This is a genomic window from Flavimobilis soli, assembly GCF_002564025.1.
In the GTDB taxonomy this organism is placed as follows: domain Bacteria; phylum Actinomycetota; class Actinomycetes; order Actinomycetales; family Cellulomonadaceae; genus Flavimobilis; species Flavimobilis soli.
The window spans coordinates 1,173,121-1,190,953 of record NZ_PDJH01000001.1 but is presented as its reverse complement, the minus strand read 5'-3'; the positions used below and the strand labels follow the sequence as shown (position 1 = coordinate 1,190,953).

Below are 17,833 nucleotides of genomic sequence, written 5' to 3'. Positions count from 1 at the left end.
CCAGCGGGCAAGTGTGGCGCGCACCCGACCAGGGCCCGGCCGGGCCCACCGCTTCACGACATACATCACAAGGGGAACCACATGTACACGTTCGCTGCTCGCGCGCAGGCCTGGTCCGCACAGGTCCGTGACAACGTCAAGAGCGACCGGGGCGAGGTGAACATCGTCGCGACGGTTCTCCTCATCGTCATCGCGGTGACGCTGGTCCTCTTCTTCCGCGAGGCGATCGAGGGCTGGATCTCCAGCCTGGTCGAGACGATCGGCTCGGGCGTCGAGGATGGCAACAGCACCGACATGGGCTGACGAGCCCGCGCGACAGGAGCACCAGGTGACGAGGCGGAGACCGCGGGGCCGCGACGGTCTCGTCGTGGTCGAAGCGGCGTTCGTGTACCCCGTGGTATTCATGCTGCTCGTCGTCGTGATGTTCTTGGGGGACACCTTCTACCAGCGCGCCCGCGTCGAGGCGGCCGTCCTCGACGCGGCCGTGCTGGGCGGCGCCCAGATCGGGTCGGCCACGCTTCCCCACATCACGGTCCCGACCGAGGGCGGGCAGGCGACGCTCGTGCCTGGCTCGATCGAGAACGACCCCTACCGCTTCCTGTTCAACGGACCCGCGGGCACAGGGACCGAGGCCGTCACGGCGACCGTCAAGGAGAACGTCGACAAGCTCCTGTCCGCGCAGGACGCGAGCATCTTCGGGCTCGCTCCCCGGCTCGGGGAGGGCGGGGCGCAGGTCGACTACAGCTCGCGGATCATCCAGGGCGAGTTCGCCGTGTCGCTCAGCTACGGGCTCACGGTCCCGGTCGACACGTATCTGCTGCCCGAGGGCAGGATCGACCTCGCCCTCGAGGCGAGCTCTGCCACGACGGTCACGCCCATGGGCGAGTTCGTCAGGACGATCGACATGATGGACGACCTGCACGAGGCGAACGGTGGGGCGAAGCTCACCGACTCGGTGCAGACCATCGTCGGCGCCATCTCAGGCTTCGTGTCGCTCGTCAAGAACCTCTTCGGATAGCACGTCAGAGTCAGTGAGGGCTGGGGAATGATGAGACGGCGCGAGCTCGGGCCACGCGGTTCCGTGACGGTGGTGCTGACCCTCGTGCTGGTGCCGATCATGGTCGTCGCGGGTCTCTTCGTCGACGGGAGCCGCGGTGTCCTCGCACGTTCGGTCGTGCGCTCGGCACAGCAGCTGGCGATCAACGACGTCCTCGCCAAGCACGACGACCTGCTGAGGCAGACCTTCGGCCTGCTCGCCGTCATCGACAGCGAGGAGCTCGACGTCGCCGCACGGCAGATCCTCGCCTCCTCGGCGTCAGGGGACGGCGGGGGCGACGTCCTGCGCCTGAAGTTCTCGAGCGAGGACTTCGGAGAGGTCGAGGTCGTGGCCAACGCCAACCTGGCGCAGGCCGACGTGCTCACCAACCAGATCGTCGAGTACATGAAGTACCGGGCGCCCGTCGAGTTCATGTCCCAGCTTGCGGAGTCCATCAACTGGCTCATCAACCTCCAGACGAAGATCGAGCTCGTCAAGAAGCGCGTCGAGGGCATCAACAAGCTCGCGAAGCTGGTCGACGAGGTCAACGACCTTGCCGACCAGGTCGCCGAGATGGCTGACCAGCTCACCGCGGCCTACGACGCCCTCACCAAGCTGAACACGCTCCTCGCGGACGACGGCCCGGACTCGATCAAGCAGCGGTTCCTCGACCTCGCGCGCGCCTACCTGGACTACGAGGCCTACCCCTCGGCGGCCTCTCGCCGCGCCTTCGACCAGGCGCAGACGCGCGCCCTGGAGATCTGGACGATCATCGAGGACGCGGCGACGAAGGCCGGGGCCGCGGCCACGGCCCTCATGAAGCTCGACCCGACGGGCGTCGTCACAGCGGCGAGCGACCTCATCGACTTCGTCGACAAGGACCTCCTTCCCGCTGCCAAGAAGGACGAGGAAGTGTCGGCCGGGGCAGACTCGGACGGCAAGGACGCGCAGGAGGACGCTGGTTTCCTCAAGACCACCGCGCAGAAGGTCAAGGACGCGATCCTCAACCGGTTCTCGGAGCGCGACCGGGCAGAGCTGAGCAACGCCCTCGACCGCTTCGCCAAGGACGCGAAGCCGATCCTCGCCGAGAAGTACACGAAGGCGAAGCTCGTCAGCATGCTCTCGTCGACGGTCGGCGACGCGATCGACGCCTACAAGGAGGCGAAGGACGCGGGCGAGGAGCCCGGCGACGCTGCCCTCCTGTCGATCCTCGAGGGTACGTGGGACAACATCTGGACCCTGGTGTACCAGGACCTCAACGGTCCCCTGCGCGAGCTCACGGACGCGATGCTCTTCTCCAAGCTGAAGGACCTCGCCGAGAAGGGCCTCAAGGAGCTTGGCGAGGACCTGGTCGACGCCGTCAAGCGCGGCATCTCCGCCGAGGTGTCCGAGCAGGCGACCGTGTCGGTCCAGGCCATGATCAAGTCGCTCAAGGACCGCGCCGTCTCCTACGGAGAGCTCCTCGACGCCGTCGCGACCCAGAAGGCCACTCCCTACGAAGGTACCGACCGGTGGGACAACCGGCCGAGCCTCGGCGGCGCGTCCGGGAGCGAAGAAGCCACGGAGGAGCTGGCGGCCTTCGCGGACGCTGACGAGACCGACCTCGACGCCTTCTCGGCCGACTCCACGAGCCTGCTCGACTCGGTGCTCGGGCTCGTGGACGGGCTCTTGCAGAAGGCCGAGGACGTCCGCGACGGGGTGTTCTTCACCGAGTACGTCACCGGCATGTTCACGTACTCCACCCTGGACAACGTCTCGGTGACCATGGAGCAGAGCAAGAACCAGAACTGCCTCTGGAGCGCGAAGTGCGCCGCGCAGAAGAAGGAGTCTGCCGACAAGAAGGCCGCAGACGTCGAGAAGGACCCCAAGAAGCGCACGCCGGAGGGCGGTGCCACCTCGGACGGCGACCCCGGGGAGCGGATCTCCCAGGAGGACTACCCCGACATGTGCTGGGAGGGCGACTGCGCCAGCGAGGTGGAGTACGTCCTCACCGGTCTCAACAGCCCCGCCGCGGTGTACGGGATGATCTCCCTCCTGCGGTACGGCATCAATCTCGTCGTGGCCTTCTCCGACAGGATCGTCACCGCGATCCGGATGGTCGTCGCGGGGATCCCGTTCGTCGGCTGGCTCGCCGCCGCCGTGCCGTTCGTCGCGGCCCTGATCCAGACGTTCGACGACATGGCGAGGATGCGCAACGGAGAGCTGGTCACCTTCATCCCCAAGGAGCTGTCCGTCCTGCGCTTCGGGGCCGAGCTCTCCAAAGAGGCCCTGTCGATCGGCGAGGTCCAGCAGAGCTACAACTCGACACAGGAGAAGAGGACCTCCGGCAAGCGCCGGCAGCTGGGCGAGGTCGAGCTCGGCTACATCCACTACCTCAAGATCTTCCTGATCATCGGGTGGATCGCCGACAGCGAGGGCCAGGTCCGCCGCGCCGGGGACATCATCGACTTCAACATGGGCTACCTGGGACGGGACGACTTCCACCTGGAGAAGGCAGGCACGGCGTTCACCGTGTCCTCCCAGTACGAGGTCCAACCGTTCGTCGCGACCTTCTTCGGCGGGAGCGGACCAGCGGACTCGCTCTTCGAGGGCGACTCCGGGAAGTTCCGGCTCACCACGGTCGGGGGCTTCTGATGGCACGGCTCGTCCGGGGTGCACCCGACGCGCGCCCTGCGCAGCGACCTGCCGGTGCGCGCGGCTACCTCATCGTCGAGGCGGCCATGGCGCTCCCGGTCTACCTGCTCTTCATGATCCTGGTCCTCAAGCTCTCCTCGGTCGCGATCGCCCAGGCCAAGGTGACGGTCGCGGTCAACCAGGCAGCGATCGCGCTGTCGCAGGCGTCGTACGTCCAGAGCGCGGCCGTGACGGCGGACGCGGCGACGGTGATCGACCTCGTCGAGGAGATGGTCGGCGCGCTCGGCTCCAACGACGACGTGTTCGGGCTCAACGGCTCGAACAACGCCCTCGCGCTCATGGCGAACCGGGTCCCCGAGGCGGAGATGGCGAGCCGGGCGGTCGCTGGGCAGCTGGAGTCGCAGGACGACCTGCTCCACGCGCTCGGAGTCATCGGTGGCGCCGAGGGCGTCACGTTCGACTCGGGCACCACGACGGTCATGACGGGCGACAAGGTCGTGCTCGACGCGCGCTACAAGGTGCGCCTGTGGTTCTTCGGGGACCGGTCGGTCGAGATGCAGGCCCACGCGGAGTCGACGCGCTGGGGCGACGCAGAGGACAGCGAATGACGGAGAACCTCCTGGACGCCGCGATCGTGATCGTCGTGGCCGTCCTCCTCACCATGCTCGGGACGCGGTACGTCGCATCGTTCGGCGCCGTGACCGAGCAGACAGGCGGCGACGATGCAGTCGGCTCGAGCGGGCGGCCGAGCGCGGCCGAGCGTCGTCTGGCACCGGACCGTCCCGGCGCCGCCGACGCGACGGACGCCGCCGAGCCTCTCCCCGCGGAGGCGATCGACGCGGCGCCCCCGCCGGGGGCAGCCGTCGCGACGGTCTCGCCCGGTGCCGCCGGGGACGCCGGACAAGACGCACCTGCGCCGTCGGGCGCGCTCGACCGGTGGCTGTCGGTCTACGCTCCGTGGGCCGTCGCGGCGGCCGTCGTCGTCCTCGCGATCGCCTGGGCGTCGGGAGGACTTCCGCTGTCGTTCCAGGTCCGGGCCGCCGTGATGATGACGGTGCTGGTCCCTGTCGCGATCCTCGACGTGAGGTTCGGCGTCGTGTCGACACGGATGCTCGTCGTGCTGGTCCTCGGCCGCGGGCTGAGCCTCGTCATCGAGACGTTCGAGGATGGTGTCAGCTGGTCGAGCCTCGGGCAGGAGGCCGCCGTCGCAGCCGTCGTCGGTATCGCGTTCTGGCTCGTCCGGATGACGAGCCGAGCGGGCCTCGGCGGAGGGGACGTCATCCTCTTCATGCTGTTCCCGCTCCTGCTCGGTGCCCGGCTCGCGATCGCGGCCGTGTTCGTCTCCTTCGCGGTAGCGTTCGTCTACTCGGCGTGGGTGCTCGCCACCCGCAGGGCAACACGCAAGGACTCGTTCCCTCTCTGCCCCGCAGTCCTGGTGGGTACCGTCTCGACGGTGCTCGTCGTCTCTCTGACAGGAGCCTGAATGTCGAGCTGGTACCGCTACGTCGTGCTCGGCGTGCTCGTCCTGCTCGTGGGCGGTGGCTGGTTCAGCCTCGTCCGCAGCAACGTCGCGGACGGCGCGGCGTACGAGCAGCACCTTGCCGCGGCTCGCTCGGCCGCCGAGCGTGGCGTGACGCACGAGGTCCTCGCCTCGTACCAGGCGGCGCTGGACCTCCGGCCGTCGCGCGACGTCGCGTGGGAGCGTGCGAAGTACCTCCAGGAGAACGGGACGCCCAAGGAGCGCGACGAGGCGCTGTGGTCGATCGCCCGGACGTACGACGACGCCGAGGCGTACGCCGCACTCGTCGAGGCTGCGGTCGCGGACGAGGACTACACGAGAGCGTTCGAGGTGATCCGCGCGGCCGAGGCGGCAGAGGTCACGGGCGAGCGGCTCACAGGCGTCGCCGACTCGATCGCATACGTCTATGAGCTCGGCTCCACCGGTTTCGAGGACGCCACGCCCTTCTACGACGACGTCGCGGCGGTCGACACCGGGGACGGCTGGCGCGCGGTCCGCGCCAACGGCCGCGGGGTGGGCCGCACGCACGCGTCCGTCGGGGCTCTCGCCGAGGGCCGCATCCCCGTCGTCGACGCGGAGGGCAAGCCCTACTTCATGAACACGAAGGGCGAGACCGACCTCGTGGCGACGAAGGTCGACTACGTGTCCTACGGCGCGATCGGCGACGGGATCTTCCCGGCCCGCACCGCAGACGGTTCCGTCGGCTACCTCGACCTGTCCTTCGCGCCCGTGTTCGGCGAGCAGCGGTACGCCGACGGGACCTCTTTCCACGGCGGCATCGCCGCTGTCACGGACGGCCAGACCTGGTCCGTGATCGACACCGGCGGGCAGGTCGTCCTCGGCGGGCTCGAGTCGGTCAAGGTCGACGAGCGCGGCACGCTGGGTGCAGAAGGGCGGTTCTTCGCCGTCAAGGAGGGCGCCGTCGCACTGTACGCAGCCGACGGGTCCAAGGTCTCCGACGAGACCTTCGTCGACGCGAAGCCGTTCGTCGACAAGGTCGCCGCCGTCCAGACGGCGGCCGGATGGGGTCTTCTCGACAAGGACGGCGAGTGGACGGTCACCCCGCAGTTCACCGACGCTCGATCGCCGCGCTTCGGGCTCGCGCCGGTCAAGGTCGATGAGCTCTGGGGCTACGCGAGCTCGACGGGCGACGTCGTGATCGAGCCCGCGTTCAGCGACGCGACGGTGTTCGCGTCGACCGGTGCCGCGCTCGTGCGCCAGGCGCCGGAGCCCGGGAAGACACCCCGGTGGGTGTTGCTTCAGCTTCTGCGCTACGAGGAGGACTAGCGGTGGCACATATCGAGAGGACCGTCGACGGCCACCAGGTCGTCGCGACCTTCGGGGTCGACGACACGTTCGACTCTGTCGTGTGGGGCATGATCTCCCACAACCAGGTCCCGCACGTGGCGCCCGCGTCCCGCTCCACGATCGACGCGACGACCGTGGTCCGCTACGACGTCGCGGGCTCCGTGCCGCTCGTCGGGCTCGTGGACCGCCCGTTGCGCCGCGAGCAGGTGCTCGCGCTCGTCTACGGGGTCCTCGAGACCCTGCTCGAGGCGGACCGGTACATGATCGACCAGCACGCCTTCCTGGTGACGCGCGAGCACCTGTACGTCGACCCGTCGTCGTGCGAGCCCGTGCTCCTCTGCCTCCCCGTGCGTGAGCGCGAGCCCGACGACGTCGCGACCGTGCTGAGGGACGCGCTCCTCCAGCTCTGGATCGACAGGGAGGAGGACCGCGCCTACGTCGCAGAGCTCGTGAACGTGCTGACGGCAGCTGGCAGCGGTGCGGACCTGCGCGTGCTCGCGCGTGCGGTCAAGGACATCGAGGCGCCCCGGAAGCAGGTCGCGTCGCCGTTCGGCGACCCCCGCACGGTCGAGCCGGCGGGGGGCCGCGAGGGCCCCGCCGCCCCTCACGCGTCAGCAGCCCCGGGTGCGGGCACCCCTGCGAGCTACGGGTATGCGGTTCCGGGAGCGCCGTCCTCGTCGCCGCCCGTCCCGGCTCCTGCCGCTCCCGCTTCGCCCGGGTCCGACGGCGAGAAGAAGATGTCGCTGCTCTACCTGCTCCAGCACTACTCCAAGGAGAACAAGGAGATCTACGACCGGCAGCGCAAGGCGCGCGCTGCTGCGGCGAGCGCCGCGTCCGCCGCGCAGGCGCACGCGGCGCAGGCGCACGCCGCACAGGCGGCGGTCGCCCCCGGCGTCCCACCCGCACCTCCGGCCGTCACGCACACGGCCCCCGTCGCGGCGTCGGCCCCGGCGTCCCTCCCCGCTGACGCGCGCGGAGCAGTCGCCGACACCCCCTTCGAGCACACCATCCACGTCGGCGCCCGCGGCGTGCGGGAGGAGGTCCCTGACGAGGTCCAGGCTGCGGTCGCGGCGGGAACCGGGCGCGCTCGGCTCCAGCGGACCAGCACGGGCGAGATGATCCTCCTGACCCAGGCCGTGACCGTCATCGGTCGTCGACGCGCGCGGGTGGACGTCGCGATCAGCGGCGACACGGTCAGCAAGAACCACGCGACCGTCATCCGCAGCGCGCAGGGCTGGTCGATCACGGACAACGGCTCGACCAACGGCGTCGAGATCGGTGGCCAGCGCATCGCGGCCTTCGAGCCGGTCATGCTGAGCTCGGGTGACCGGATCGGGATCGGCGACGAGGTCCTCATCTTCATGGCTGACGCCTGAGGCCCACGCGCGGAGGTACCAGCAGGGGCACCCCAGGCGGTGCAGCCCGTCCCCGCGGCGCGCGCGGCTGCGACGCTCGAGCCGGAGGCCGAGGACCACGTGTCGCTCGCCTACCTTCTCCAGCACTACTCGAAGGAGAACAAGGAACGCTACGACCGCGGTCGGAGGGCGCGCGCCGCGGCCAAGGCGGCGGCGCGCGCCGCGGCCGCGGAGACTGCTGGTGCCGTTCCGGCGATCGCCACCTCGGCGGCCGCTGCGGCTCCGCCGGCACCTGCAGCACCCAGCGCCCCGGCGGCCTTGCCTGCGATCCCGGGCGTGCCGGCTGCCCACCCTGGTGGGCCGGTCCATCCCCAGGGCGCTGGCGCAGTGGCCGCCGCACCGCCGACAGGTGTTCCGACGCCGGAGCACGCCGTACCCGAGGAGACTCCTCTCGGGTACCCGCGTCACGCGGAGCCGTCTGCCGGTCAGCCCGCCGTGCAGCGGTTCGGGCTGCAGGACCTCTCGACCGGAGCGACCGTGTGGCTCACGAAGCCGATCACGGTGTTGGGTCGTCGGCGGGCCCGGGTGGACATCGCGGTCGCGGGTGACACGGTGAGCAAGAAGCACGCGATCGTCCAGGTGGACGGGGACACGTGCTCGATCATCGACAACGCCTCGACCAATGGCGTCGAGATCGACGGGGTGCGGATCGCACCGATGGAGGCGGTCGTGCTGCAGCCCGGAGCTCGCGTCGGGGTGGGCGACGTCGTGCTCATGCTGGTCGACCGTGCGGCGTGGTGACAGGGGCGCACCAACAGTTGCGAGCAGGGTGCGTTGAACGTAGTTTCCAACCAGGTCTGTCGATCCCTGTGGAGGTAGTGCGCGTGCTGAGCCGTCGTTGGGCCATGGTCGGAGCGACGGTGTCGGCGGCAGCCGCCTCTCTCGTGCTCAGCGCGTGCAGCGGAGGAGGTGCTGAGCCGACGATCCCTGCGACGACGAGTGCCGCAGCCCCCACCTCGCCGTCGTCCCCGTCGGCGACGCCCTCGCCCGAGCGCACGATCGACGCCTCCCGGTGGTGCGCGGCGGGCACGGTGAAGGACGGGGACCTCACGCTCGACTTCGGCAAGCCGACCACCGCGACCGGCGACGAGTGGGCCGAGAGCCTCGGGCGGACGTGGCGGGCATACGTCCCGGTCACGGTGACGAACGAGCTCGACGTCCCCTGCATGTTCGATCTGAACCTCGACGTGGCGATCGACGGCGTGTCCGGGCGGGAGGACGTCCGAGTGCCGCTGCAGCCGGGGCAGTCCTACCGTTTCCAGGCGTTCGACCTGACGGAGCTGGTCGAGCTGGCTGACGCCAAGGACGGCGTAGCCGGGCACGAGGTGACGACCGGGCAGACGGGCTCGCAGCGAAACCCGCTCATCGACGACTACTACGAGCTCGAGGCTGAGGTCGGCGAGATCGAGGGGGAGGGCAAGGACGCGGTCCTCCCCGTGTCCGTCGAGCTAGGGGCTGTCCGAGCGGGCATGCCGCGCCACACGGGCTCCGTCGAGTACCTGACGGTGGTGGGTCTCGATGCGCAGGGGGACGTCGTGACGAAGGCCTTTCATGAGACCGAGGGGAAGGCGGAGTTCGGCGGCCGGATCGACGTGAGGATCCCGATCTCAGGCGGGGACTCCTCAGGTACCACGCGAAACCAGGTGCCGCTCAGCGTCTACGACGACGTCGTCGAGTACAAGGTCTACCTGCAGCCCAACCAGACGGAGATCAACGACCTGTTCGCCGACAAGTAGGTTCTGCGGAGCTCAGAGGACGACTCGCGGGCGGGCGGCGTCGCTTCGTGGGGAGTGGCGCACGGGTCTGCGACGAGGGAGACAGAGCGCACAGGGGCGTCCCTTGCTCGACGAGACTGCGTCGGTTATGCTAGCGCTTTGCGCTGGCCTGTGCCTGCAATCTCAGATAACCCATCGTAGCCGACGTCGTGCCTAGGCGACCGACGCGCGATGAGGCCGGGGGATCGCACCAACCACGACCGCCGCAGAGCTCACGAACCGCAGGGAAGGACCCCTCTTGGCTGCCTCGCGCATCCCTAATGCTCCGTCCGCCGATGCGATCGCCAACCGCACGGCATCCAGGCGACTGTCGTTCGCCAAGATCTTCGAGCCCCTCGAGGTTCCTGACCTCCTCGGGCTGCAGACCGAGAGCTTCGACTGGCTCCTCGGCAACGAGAAGTGGCAGGCGCGCGTCGCCGCCGCTGTCGAGGCTGGTCGCCGCGACGTCCCCGACACCTCCGGTCTGGAGGAGATCTTCGCCGAGATCTCCCCGATCGAGGACTTCGGGTCCACGATGTCCCTCTCCTTCTCCAACCACCGCTTCGAGCCGCCGAAGTACACGGCCGAGGAGTGCAAGGAGAAGGACTTCACGTACGCCGCGCCACTGTTCGTCACGGCCGAGTTCGTGAACTACAACACCGGTGAGATCAAGAGCCAGACCGTCTTCATGGGCGACTTCCCGCTCATGACGGAGCGCGGCACGTTCATCATCAACGGCACCGAGCGCGTCGTCGTCTCGCAGCTCGTCCGCTCGCCGGGCGTCTACTTCGAGCGCATCGCCGACAAGACGAGCGACAAGGACATCTTCTCCGCGAAGATCATCCCGTCGCGCGGTGCGTGGCTCGAGTTCGAGATCGACAAGCGCGACGCCGTCGGCGTCCGCGTCGACCGTAAGCGCAAGCAGTCCGTCACCGTCCTGCTCAAGGCCCTCGGCCTGACCGAGTCGGAGATCCGCGAGGAGTTCAAGGACTTCCCGGCCGTCCTCGACACCCTCGAGAAGGACAACGTCCAGACGCAGGACGAGGCCCTCGTCGACCTCTACCGCAAGATCCGCCCGGGCGAGCCGCCGACCGTCGAGGCCGGCCGCAACCTGCTCGACAACTTCTACTTCAACGCGAAGCGCTACGACCTCGCGAAGGTCGGCCGCTACAAGCTGAACAAGAAGCTCGGCCGCGACGCCGACCTGCACGACTCGGTCCTCGCCGTCGGCGACATCGTCGCGACGATCAAGTACCTCGCCGCGCTGCACGCCGACGTCCCCACGATCCCCGGCGTCAAGAACGGCGAGGCCGTCGAGGTGCGCGCCGAGACGGACGACATCGACCACTTCGGCAACCGTCGCATCCGCGCCGTCGGCGAGCTCATCCAGAACCAGGTCCGCACGGGCCTGTCCCGGATGGAGCGCGTCGTGCGCGAGCGCATGACGACGCAGGACGTCGAGGCGATCACCCCGCAGACCCTGATCAACATCCGCCCCGTCGTGGCGTCGATCAAGGAGTTCTTCGGGACGTCGCAGCTCTCGCAGTTCATGGACCAGAACAACCCGCTCGCGGGCCTGACGCACAAGCGTCGCCTCTCCGCGCTCGGCCCGGGCGGTCTCTCCCGCGACCGCGCCGGCATGGAGGTCCGTGACGTCCACCCGTCGCACTACGGCCGCATGTGCCCGATCGAGACCCCTGAAGGCCCGAACATCGGCCTCATCGGCTCGCTCGCGTCCTTCGGTCGCATCAACCCGTTCGGCTTCATCGAGACGCCGTACCGCCGGGTCGAGAACGGCCGTGTGTCGGACGAGGTCGTGTACCTCACCGCCGACGACGAGGACCGCCACATCATCGCCCAGGCGAACCAGGCGCTGAACCCCGACGGCTCCTTCGTCGACGAGCGCGTGCTCGTCCGCACGAAGGGCGGCGAGGTCGAGATCGTGCCCGGCACGAGCGTCGACTACATGGACGTCTCCCCGCGCCAGATGGTGTCGGTCGCGACCGCGCTCATCCCGTTCCTCGAGCACGACGACGCGAACCGCGCGCTCATGGGCGCGAACATGCAGCGTCAGGCCGTGCCGCTCGTCCGCTCCGAGGCTCCGCTCGTCGGTACCGGCATGGAGTGGCGTGCCGCGGTCGACGCCGGTGACGTCGTCGTCGCGACCAAGCCCGGTGTGGTCCGCGAGGTCTCCGCAGACCTCGTCGTCGTCGCCAACGACGACGCGACCACGACGAGCTACCGCATCGCGAAGTTCCGACGCTCGAACCAGGGCACGTCCTACAACCAGCGCGTGCTGGTCGAGGAGGGCACCCGTGTCGAGGCCGGCTCGGTCCTCGCCGACGGTCCTGCGACCGACGGCGGCGAGCTCGCTCTCGGCCGCAACCTCCTCGTCGCGTTCATGTCGTGGGAGGGCCACAACTACGAGGACGCGATCATCCTGTCGCAGCGCCTCGTCCAGGACGACGTCCTCTCCTCGATCCACATCGAGGAGCACGAGATCGACGCTCGTGACACGAAGCTCGGCCCTGAGGAGATCACCCGGGACATCCCGAACGTCTCCGAGGACGTCCTCGCTGACCTCGACGAGCGCGGCATCATCCGCATCGGTGCCGAGGTCGGCGCCGGCGACGTGCTCGTCGGCAAGGTCACGCCCAAGGGTGAGACCGAGCTGACCCCGGAGGAGCGCCTGCTCCGTGCGATCTTCGGCGAGAAGGCGCGCGAGGTGCGTGACACGTCCCTCAAGGTGCCCCACGGCGAGTCCGGCACGGTCATCGGCGTCAAGGAGTTCCGTCGCGAGGACGGCGACGAGCTGCCCGCCGGCGTCAACGAGCTCGTGCGCGTGTACATCGCCCAGCGCCGCAAGATCACCGCAGGTGACAAGCTCGCCGGCCGCCACGGCAACAAGGGCGTCATCTCGACGATCCTGCCGGTCGAGGACATGCCGTTCCTCGCCGACGGCACGCCGGTCGACATCATCCTCAACCCGATGGGTGTCCCCGGTCGTATGAACGTCGGCCAGGTGCTCGAGGTCCACCTCGGGTGGATCGCCGCGCAGGGCTACGACGTCAAGCTCGCCGAGGGTGACCTCGAGTGGCTCAAGTCGCTGCCCGAGGTCGCTCACCAGTCGGAGCCGGGCCGCCCGCTCGCGACGCCGGTCTTCGACGGTCTCGAGGAGGACGCGCTCACGGGTCTCATGGGCGCGACCATCCCGAACCGCGACGGCGACCGCATGGTCGGCACCGACGGCAAGGCGCGTCTCTTCGACGGCCGCTCCGGCGAGCCATTCCCGGAGCCCGTCTCGGTCGGCTACATGTACATCCTGAAGCTGCACCACCTCGTGGACGACAAGATCCACGCGCGCTCGACCGGACCGTACTCGATGATCACGCAGCAGCCGCTGGGTGGTAAGGCACAGTTCGGTGGCCAGCGCTTCGGTGAGATGGAGGTGTGGGCCCTCGAGGCCTACGGCGCCGCTTACACGCTCCAGGAGCTGCTCACGATCAAGTCCGACGACGTCCCCGGCCGTGTCAAGGTCTACGAGGCGATCGTCAAGGGCGAGAACATCCCCGACTCGGGCATCCCTGAGTCGTTCAAGGTGCTTCTCAAGGAGATGCAGTCGCTCTGCCTGAACGTCGAGGTGCTGTCGAGCGACGGCGTCTCGATCGAGATGCGCGAGTCCGACGACGAGGTGTACCGCGCTGCGGAGGAGCTGGGCATCGACCTGTCCCGCCGTCCGAACGCTGCCTCCAGCATCGACGAGATCTGATATCGGGTGCGCCGCCCGCTCCGCGTGAGCGATGCGGGCGGCGCGACCTGACACATTCTTCAGCCTCCATAGCGCCGGCGACGGATCCACGACCGCCCGGCGAACCAAGGAAGTAGGAACACCTTGCTCGACGTCAATGTCTTCGACGAGCTGCGCATCGGAATGGCCACCGCGGAGGACATCCGCGCCTGGTCCCACGGTGAGGTCAAGAAGCCCGAGACCATCAACTACCGCACCCTCAAGCCCGAGAAGGACGGCCTCTTCTGCGAGAAGATCTTCGGCCCGACCCGGGACTGGGAGTGCTACTGCGGCAAGTACAAGCGCGTGCGCTTCAAGGGCATCATCTGCGAGCGGTGTGGCGTCGAGGTCACGCGCTCGAAGGTGCGCCGTGAGCGCATGGGCCACATCGAGCTCGCCGCTCCCGTCACCCACATCTGGTTCTTCAAGGGTGTGCCCTCGCGTCTGGGCTACCTGCTGGACCTCGCCCCGAAGGACCTCGAGAAGGTCATCTACTTCGCGGCGTACATGATCACCTCGGTCGACGAGGCCGGTCGTCAGGAAGACCTCCCCAACCTCCAGAACGAGATCGACCTGGAGAAGAAGGAGATCACCGACCGTCGCGACGCCGAGATCGAGGCTCGCGCCCAGCGTCTCGAGCAGGACATCGCGGCCCTCGAGGCCGAGGGTGCCAAGGCTGACGCGCGCCGCAAGGTCCGCGACTCGGCCGAGCGCGAGATGGCTCAGATCCGCAAGCGTGCGGACGCCGAGCTCGACCGCCTCGAGCGGGTCTGGGACCGGTTCAAGAACCTCAAGGTCGCCGACCTCGAGGGTGACGAGCTGCTCTACCGCCAGCTCCAGGACCGCTACGGCAACTACTTCGAGGGCTCGATGGGCGCCGCGGCGATCCAGAAGCGCCTGCAGGACTTCGACCTCGAGGCCGAGTCGGCTGCTCTCCACGAGATCATCCGCACGGGCAAGGGCCAGAAGAAGACCCGCGCTCTCAAGCGCCTCAAGGTCGTCAACGCGTTCCTCACGACGACCAACTCGCCCACCGGCATGGTGCTCGACGCCGTCCCGGTCATCCCGCCGGACCTGCGCCCGATGGTGCAGCTCGACGGTGGCCGCTTCGCGACGTCGGACCTGAACGACCTGTACCGCCGCGTCATCAACCGCAACAACCGCCTGAAGCGTCTGCTCGACCTCGGTGCTCCCGAGATCATCGTGAACAACGAGAAGCGCATGCTCCAGGAGGCCGTCGACGCGCTGTTCGACAACGGCCGTCGCGGACGTCCGGTGACCGGCCCGGGCAACCGCCCGCTCAAGTCGATCTCCGACATGCTCAAGGGCAAGCAGGGTCGTTTCCGTCAGAACCTGCTTGGCAAGCGCGTCGACTACTCGGGCCGTTCGGTCATCGTGGTCGGCCCGCAGCTCAAGCTGCACCAGTGCGGCCTGCCGAAGCAGATGGCGCTCGAGCTCTTCAAGCCGTTCGTCATGAAGCGTCTCGTCGACCTCAACCACGCGCAGAACATCAAGTCCGCCAAGCGGATGGTCGAGCGCGCGAAGCCGGTCGTGTGGGACGTCCTCGAAGAGGTCATCACCGAGCACCCGGTGCTGCTCAACCGTGCACCTACGCTGCACCGTCTGGGTATCCAGGCGTTCGAGCCCCAGCTCGTCGAGGGCAAGGCCATCCACCTGCACCCGCTCGTCTGCGCAGCGTTCAACGCTGACTTCGACGGTGACCAGATGGCTGTCCACCTGCCCCTGTCGGCAGAGGCGCAGGCCGAGGCCCGCATCCTCATGCTGTCGAGCAACAACATCCTCAAGCCGTCGGACGGCCGTCCGGTGACCATGCCCTCGCAGGACATGATCATCGGTCTGTTCCACCTGACGTCGGACCGCGAGGGTGCGAAGGGCGAGGGCCGTGCGTTCTCCTCGGTCGCCGAGGCGATCATGGCGTTCGACCAGGGCACTCTCGACCTCAACGCGACCGTGAAGATCCGCATGGACGACCTCGTCCCGCCGGTCCACGGCTTCGAGGCTCCCGAGGGCTGGGAGCAGGGTCAGCCGATCCTGTTCGAGACGACCCTGGGCCGTGCGCTGTTCAACGAGACGCTCCCGGTCGACTACCCGTACGTCAACGGCGTCGTCGACAAGAAGCAGCTCTCCGCGATCGTCAACGAGCTCGCCGAGAAGTACCCGAAGGTCGAGGTCGCCGAGTCGCTCGACGCGCTCAAGGCCGCGGGCTTCCGCTGGGCGACGCGCTCCGGCGTCACCATCGCGATCTCGGACGTCAACACGCCGCTCGAGAAGCGTCAGATCCTCGAGGACCACGAGGCCAAGGCCCTCACGGTCCAGCAGCAGTACGAGAAGGGTCTGATCACCGACGACGAGCGTCGTCAGGAGCTCATCGAGATCTGGACCCAGGCCACCGACAAGGTCGCCAAGGTCATGAAGGAGAACTTCGAGAGCCACGCCCGCAACACCGTCTACCGCATGGTGGGCTCGGGTGCTCGTGGTAACTGGATGCAGGTCCGTCAGATCGCCGGTATGCGTGGTCTCGTGGCGAACCCGAAGGGTGAGATCATCCCGCGTCCGATCAAGTCGAACTACCGCGAGGGCCTCTCCGTCCTCGAGTACTTCATCGCGACGCACGGTGCCCGTAAGGGTCTTGCCGACACCGCGCTGCGTACCGCCGACTCGGGTTACCTGACCCGTCGTCTGGTGGACGTGTCGCAGGACGTCATCGTCCGCGAGGAGGACTGCGGCACCGAGCGCGGCCTGCTGCTCCCGGTCTCGGAGAAGGGGCCCGACGGCGTCTACCGTCGTCACCCGAAGGTCGAGACGAGCATCTACTCGCGCTCGCTCGCGAGCCGGGTCGAGGTCGACGGCAAGGTCCTCGGCGAGCCGGGCGACGACGTGGGCGACGTCCTGATCGACGCCCTCGTCGAGGCTGGCGTGGAGGAGCTCAAGGTCCGTTCGGTCCTGACGTGCGAGTCGCGCGTCGGTACGTGCGCCAAGTGCTACGGCCGTTCGCTCGCGACCGGCAAGCTCGTGGACATCGGCGAGGCTGTCGGCATCATCGCCGCGCAGTCGATCGGTGAGCCGGGTACGCAGCTGACCATGCGTACGTTCCACACGGGTGGTGTCGCCTCCGCAGACGACATCACGCAGGGTCTGCCGCGTGTCACCGAGCTCTTCGAGGCTCGCACCCCCAAGGGTGAGAGCCCCATCGCCGAGTACTCGGGTCGCATCACGATCGACGAGGCCGAGCGTTCTCGTCGTCTCGTGCTCACGCCCGACGACGGCTCCGAGGAGATCGCGTACCCCGTCACGAAGCGTGCTCGCCTCCTCGTCGAGGACGGCCAGCACGTCGAGGTCGGCACGCAGCTTGTCCAGGGTGCGGTGGACCCGAAGAAGGTCCTGCGCATCCTCGGCCCGCGCGCCACGCAGAAGCACCTCGTGGACGAGGTGCAGGAGGTCTACCGCTCGCAGGGTGTGGACATCCACGACAAGCACATCGAGGTCATCGTGCGGCAGATGCTGCGTCGCGTGACCGTGCTCGAGTCGGGTGGCACGGACCTGCTGCCGGGCGAGCTCGCGGAGCGCACGCGCTTCGAGGACCGCAACCGTGCGGCCGTCGCCGAGGGCGGCGCGCCCGCGGCCGGTCGTCCTGAGCTCATGGGCATCACGAAGGCGTCGCTCGCGACGGACTCGTGGCTGTCGGCGGCGTCCTTCCAGGAGACGACCCGCGTGCTCACGGAGGCCGCCATGAGCGGTCGCCGCGACCCGCTGCTCGGCCTCAAGGAGAACGTCATCCTCGGTAAGCTCATCCCGGCCGGCACCGGTCTTCCGCGTTACCGCAACGTGGAGGTCGAGCCGACGGAGGAGGCGAAGGCGGAGCTCTACCCGACCTTCGGCTACGACGAGATCGACTTTCCGACGCTCGGCATGGGCTCGGGCGACGCGATCCCGCTCGACGAGATCGACTTCGGCGACTTCCAGTGATCTGAGAGCTGCCGAAAGCTCTGAACGAGGGGCCCGCCGCGCATGCGGCGGGCCCCTCGTCGTCGTCCGGGGGCACGCGCCGCAGGGTTCGTCGACGTCGCGACCGTGGCCACGGGGAGGGCCGCTGACGGGCTGCCGTCGGCGGCCTTCCGGTGAGGCAGGTCACCGGCGCACGGTCCTTGAGCCCTTTGACACCGCAGCACCCGCGCGGATAACGTAGGCATTCGTGCCCGTGTCGTCGGGCATCCGCATGCGCTGCCAGCGCTCCCGGTCTTCGGGTAGGGCAGCCTCCTGCACACCAGGAGCACGGTGGCCTGCGGAATCGATCCGCGAGAAGTCGGCGCGTCGGGCCTCGGTCCGGGACGCGCCGGTCTCCCGTGGATCGGCACCGCC

General features: G+C 68.6%; 11 protein-coding genes. All 11 read left to right on the top strand.

Annotated elements, in window-relative coordinates:
* The first annotated feature begins 81 nt into the window (after window positions 1-81).
* The 11 genes from ATL41_RS05455 (at window position 82) to ATL41_RS05405 (ending at window position 17,440) form a co-directional block, all read left to right on the top strand.
* A complete protein-coding gene (locus tag ATL41_RS05455) occupies window positions 82-303 on the top strand; it encodes a Flp1 family type IVb pilin (RefSeq protein ID WP_098457575.1) in 222 nt (73 codons plus the stop codon).
* A gap of 64 nt (window positions 304-367) precedes the next feature.
* Window positions 368-1,018, top strand: a complete 651-nt coding sequence (locus ATL41_RS05450) for a hypothetical protein (RefSeq protein ID WP_098457574.1) — start codon at window positions 368-370, stop codon at window positions 1,016-1,018.
* Between the two features lie 72 nt (window positions 1,019-1,090).
* Entirely contained in the window at window positions 1,091-3,670 is a 2,580-nt protein-coding gene (locus tag ATL41_RS05445; RefSeq protein ID WP_169924499.1) for a hypothetical protein, read from the top strand.
* Complete coding sequence (locus ATL41_RS05440) at window positions 3,670-4,278, top strand: hypothetical protein (RefSeq protein ID WP_098457572.1); 609 nt, start codon at window positions 3,670-3,672, stop codon at window positions 4,276-4,278. The genes ATL41_RS05445 and ATL41_RS05440 overlap by 1 nt, the downstream gene beginning before the upstream one ends.
* The gene (locus ATL41_RS05435) at window positions 4,275-5,153 is read left to right on the top strand and encodes an A24 family peptidase (RefSeq protein ID WP_098457571.1); all 879 of its coding nucleotides are present in this window, start codon (window positions 4,275-4,277) and stop codon (window positions 5,151-5,153) included. Before ATL41_RS05440 ends, ATL41_RS05435 begins: the two co-directional genes overlap by 4 nt.
* On the top strand, window positions 5,154-6,476 hold the full coding sequence (locus ATL41_RS05430) for a WG repeat-containing protein (protein ID WP_098457570.1): 1,323 nt from the start codon (window positions 5,154-5,156) through the stop codon (window positions 6,474-6,476).
* A 2-nt stretch (window positions 6,477-6,478) separates the two neighbouring features.
* Window positions 6,479-7,873 carry an FHA domain-containing protein gene (locus ATL41_RS05425; protein WP_098457569.1) on the top strand — a complete coding sequence of 465 codons (1,395 nt, stop codon included), beginning with the start codon at window positions 6,479-6,481 and terminating at the stop codon, window positions 7,871-7,873.
* A gap of 39 nt (window positions 7,874-7,912) precedes the next feature.
* Window positions 7,913-8,653 (top strand): FHA domain-containing protein, encoded by a 741-nt coding sequence (locus tag ATL41_RS05420; RefSeq protein ID WP_098457568.1) that lies wholly within the window; start codon window positions 7,913-7,915, stop codon window positions 8,651-8,653.
* Between the two features lie 83 nt (window positions 8,654-8,736).
* The gene (locus ATL41_RS05415; protein WP_143556576.1) at window positions 8,737-9,648 is read left to right on the top strand and encodes a hypothetical protein; all 912 of its coding nucleotides are present in this window, start codon (window positions 8,737-8,739) and stop codon (window positions 9,646-9,648) included.
* A 277-nt stretch (window positions 9,649-9,925) separates the two neighbouring features.
* A complete protein-coding gene (gene rpoB, locus ATL41_RS05410) occupies window positions 9,926-13,435 on the top strand; it encodes a DNA-directed RNA polymerase subunit beta (RefSeq protein ID WP_098457566.1) in 3,510 nt (1,169 codons plus the stop codon).
* Window positions 13,436-13,558: 123 nt separating this feature from the next.
* Window positions 13,559-17,440, top strand: coding sequence for a DNA-directed RNA polymerase subunit beta' (locus ATL41_RS05405; RefSeq protein WP_098457565.1), 3,882 nt, complete (start codon window positions 13,559-13,561; stop codon window positions 17,438-17,440).
* The last annotated feature ends 393 nt before the right edge of the window (window positions 17,441-17,833 follow it).

Excerpts from the sequence above, each read along its gene's own strand:
- ATL41_RS05430 (WP_098457570.1), top strand. The coding sequence starts at position 5,154 with ATGTCGAGCTGGTACCGCTACGTCGTGCTCGGCGTGCTCGTCCTGCTC.
- ATL41_RS05455 (WP_098457575.1), top strand. The coding sequence starts at position 82 with ATGTACACGTTCGCTGCTCGCGCGCAGGCCTGGTCCGCACAGGTCCGT.
- ATL41_RS05440 (WP_098457572.1), top strand. The coding sequence starts at position 3,670 with ATGGCACGGCTCGTCCGGGGTGCACCCGACGCGCGCCCTGCGCAGCGA.
- ATL41_RS05435 (WP_098457571.1), top strand. The coding sequence starts at position 4,275 with ATGACGGAGAACCTCCTGGACGCCGCGATCGTGATCGTCGTGGCCGTC.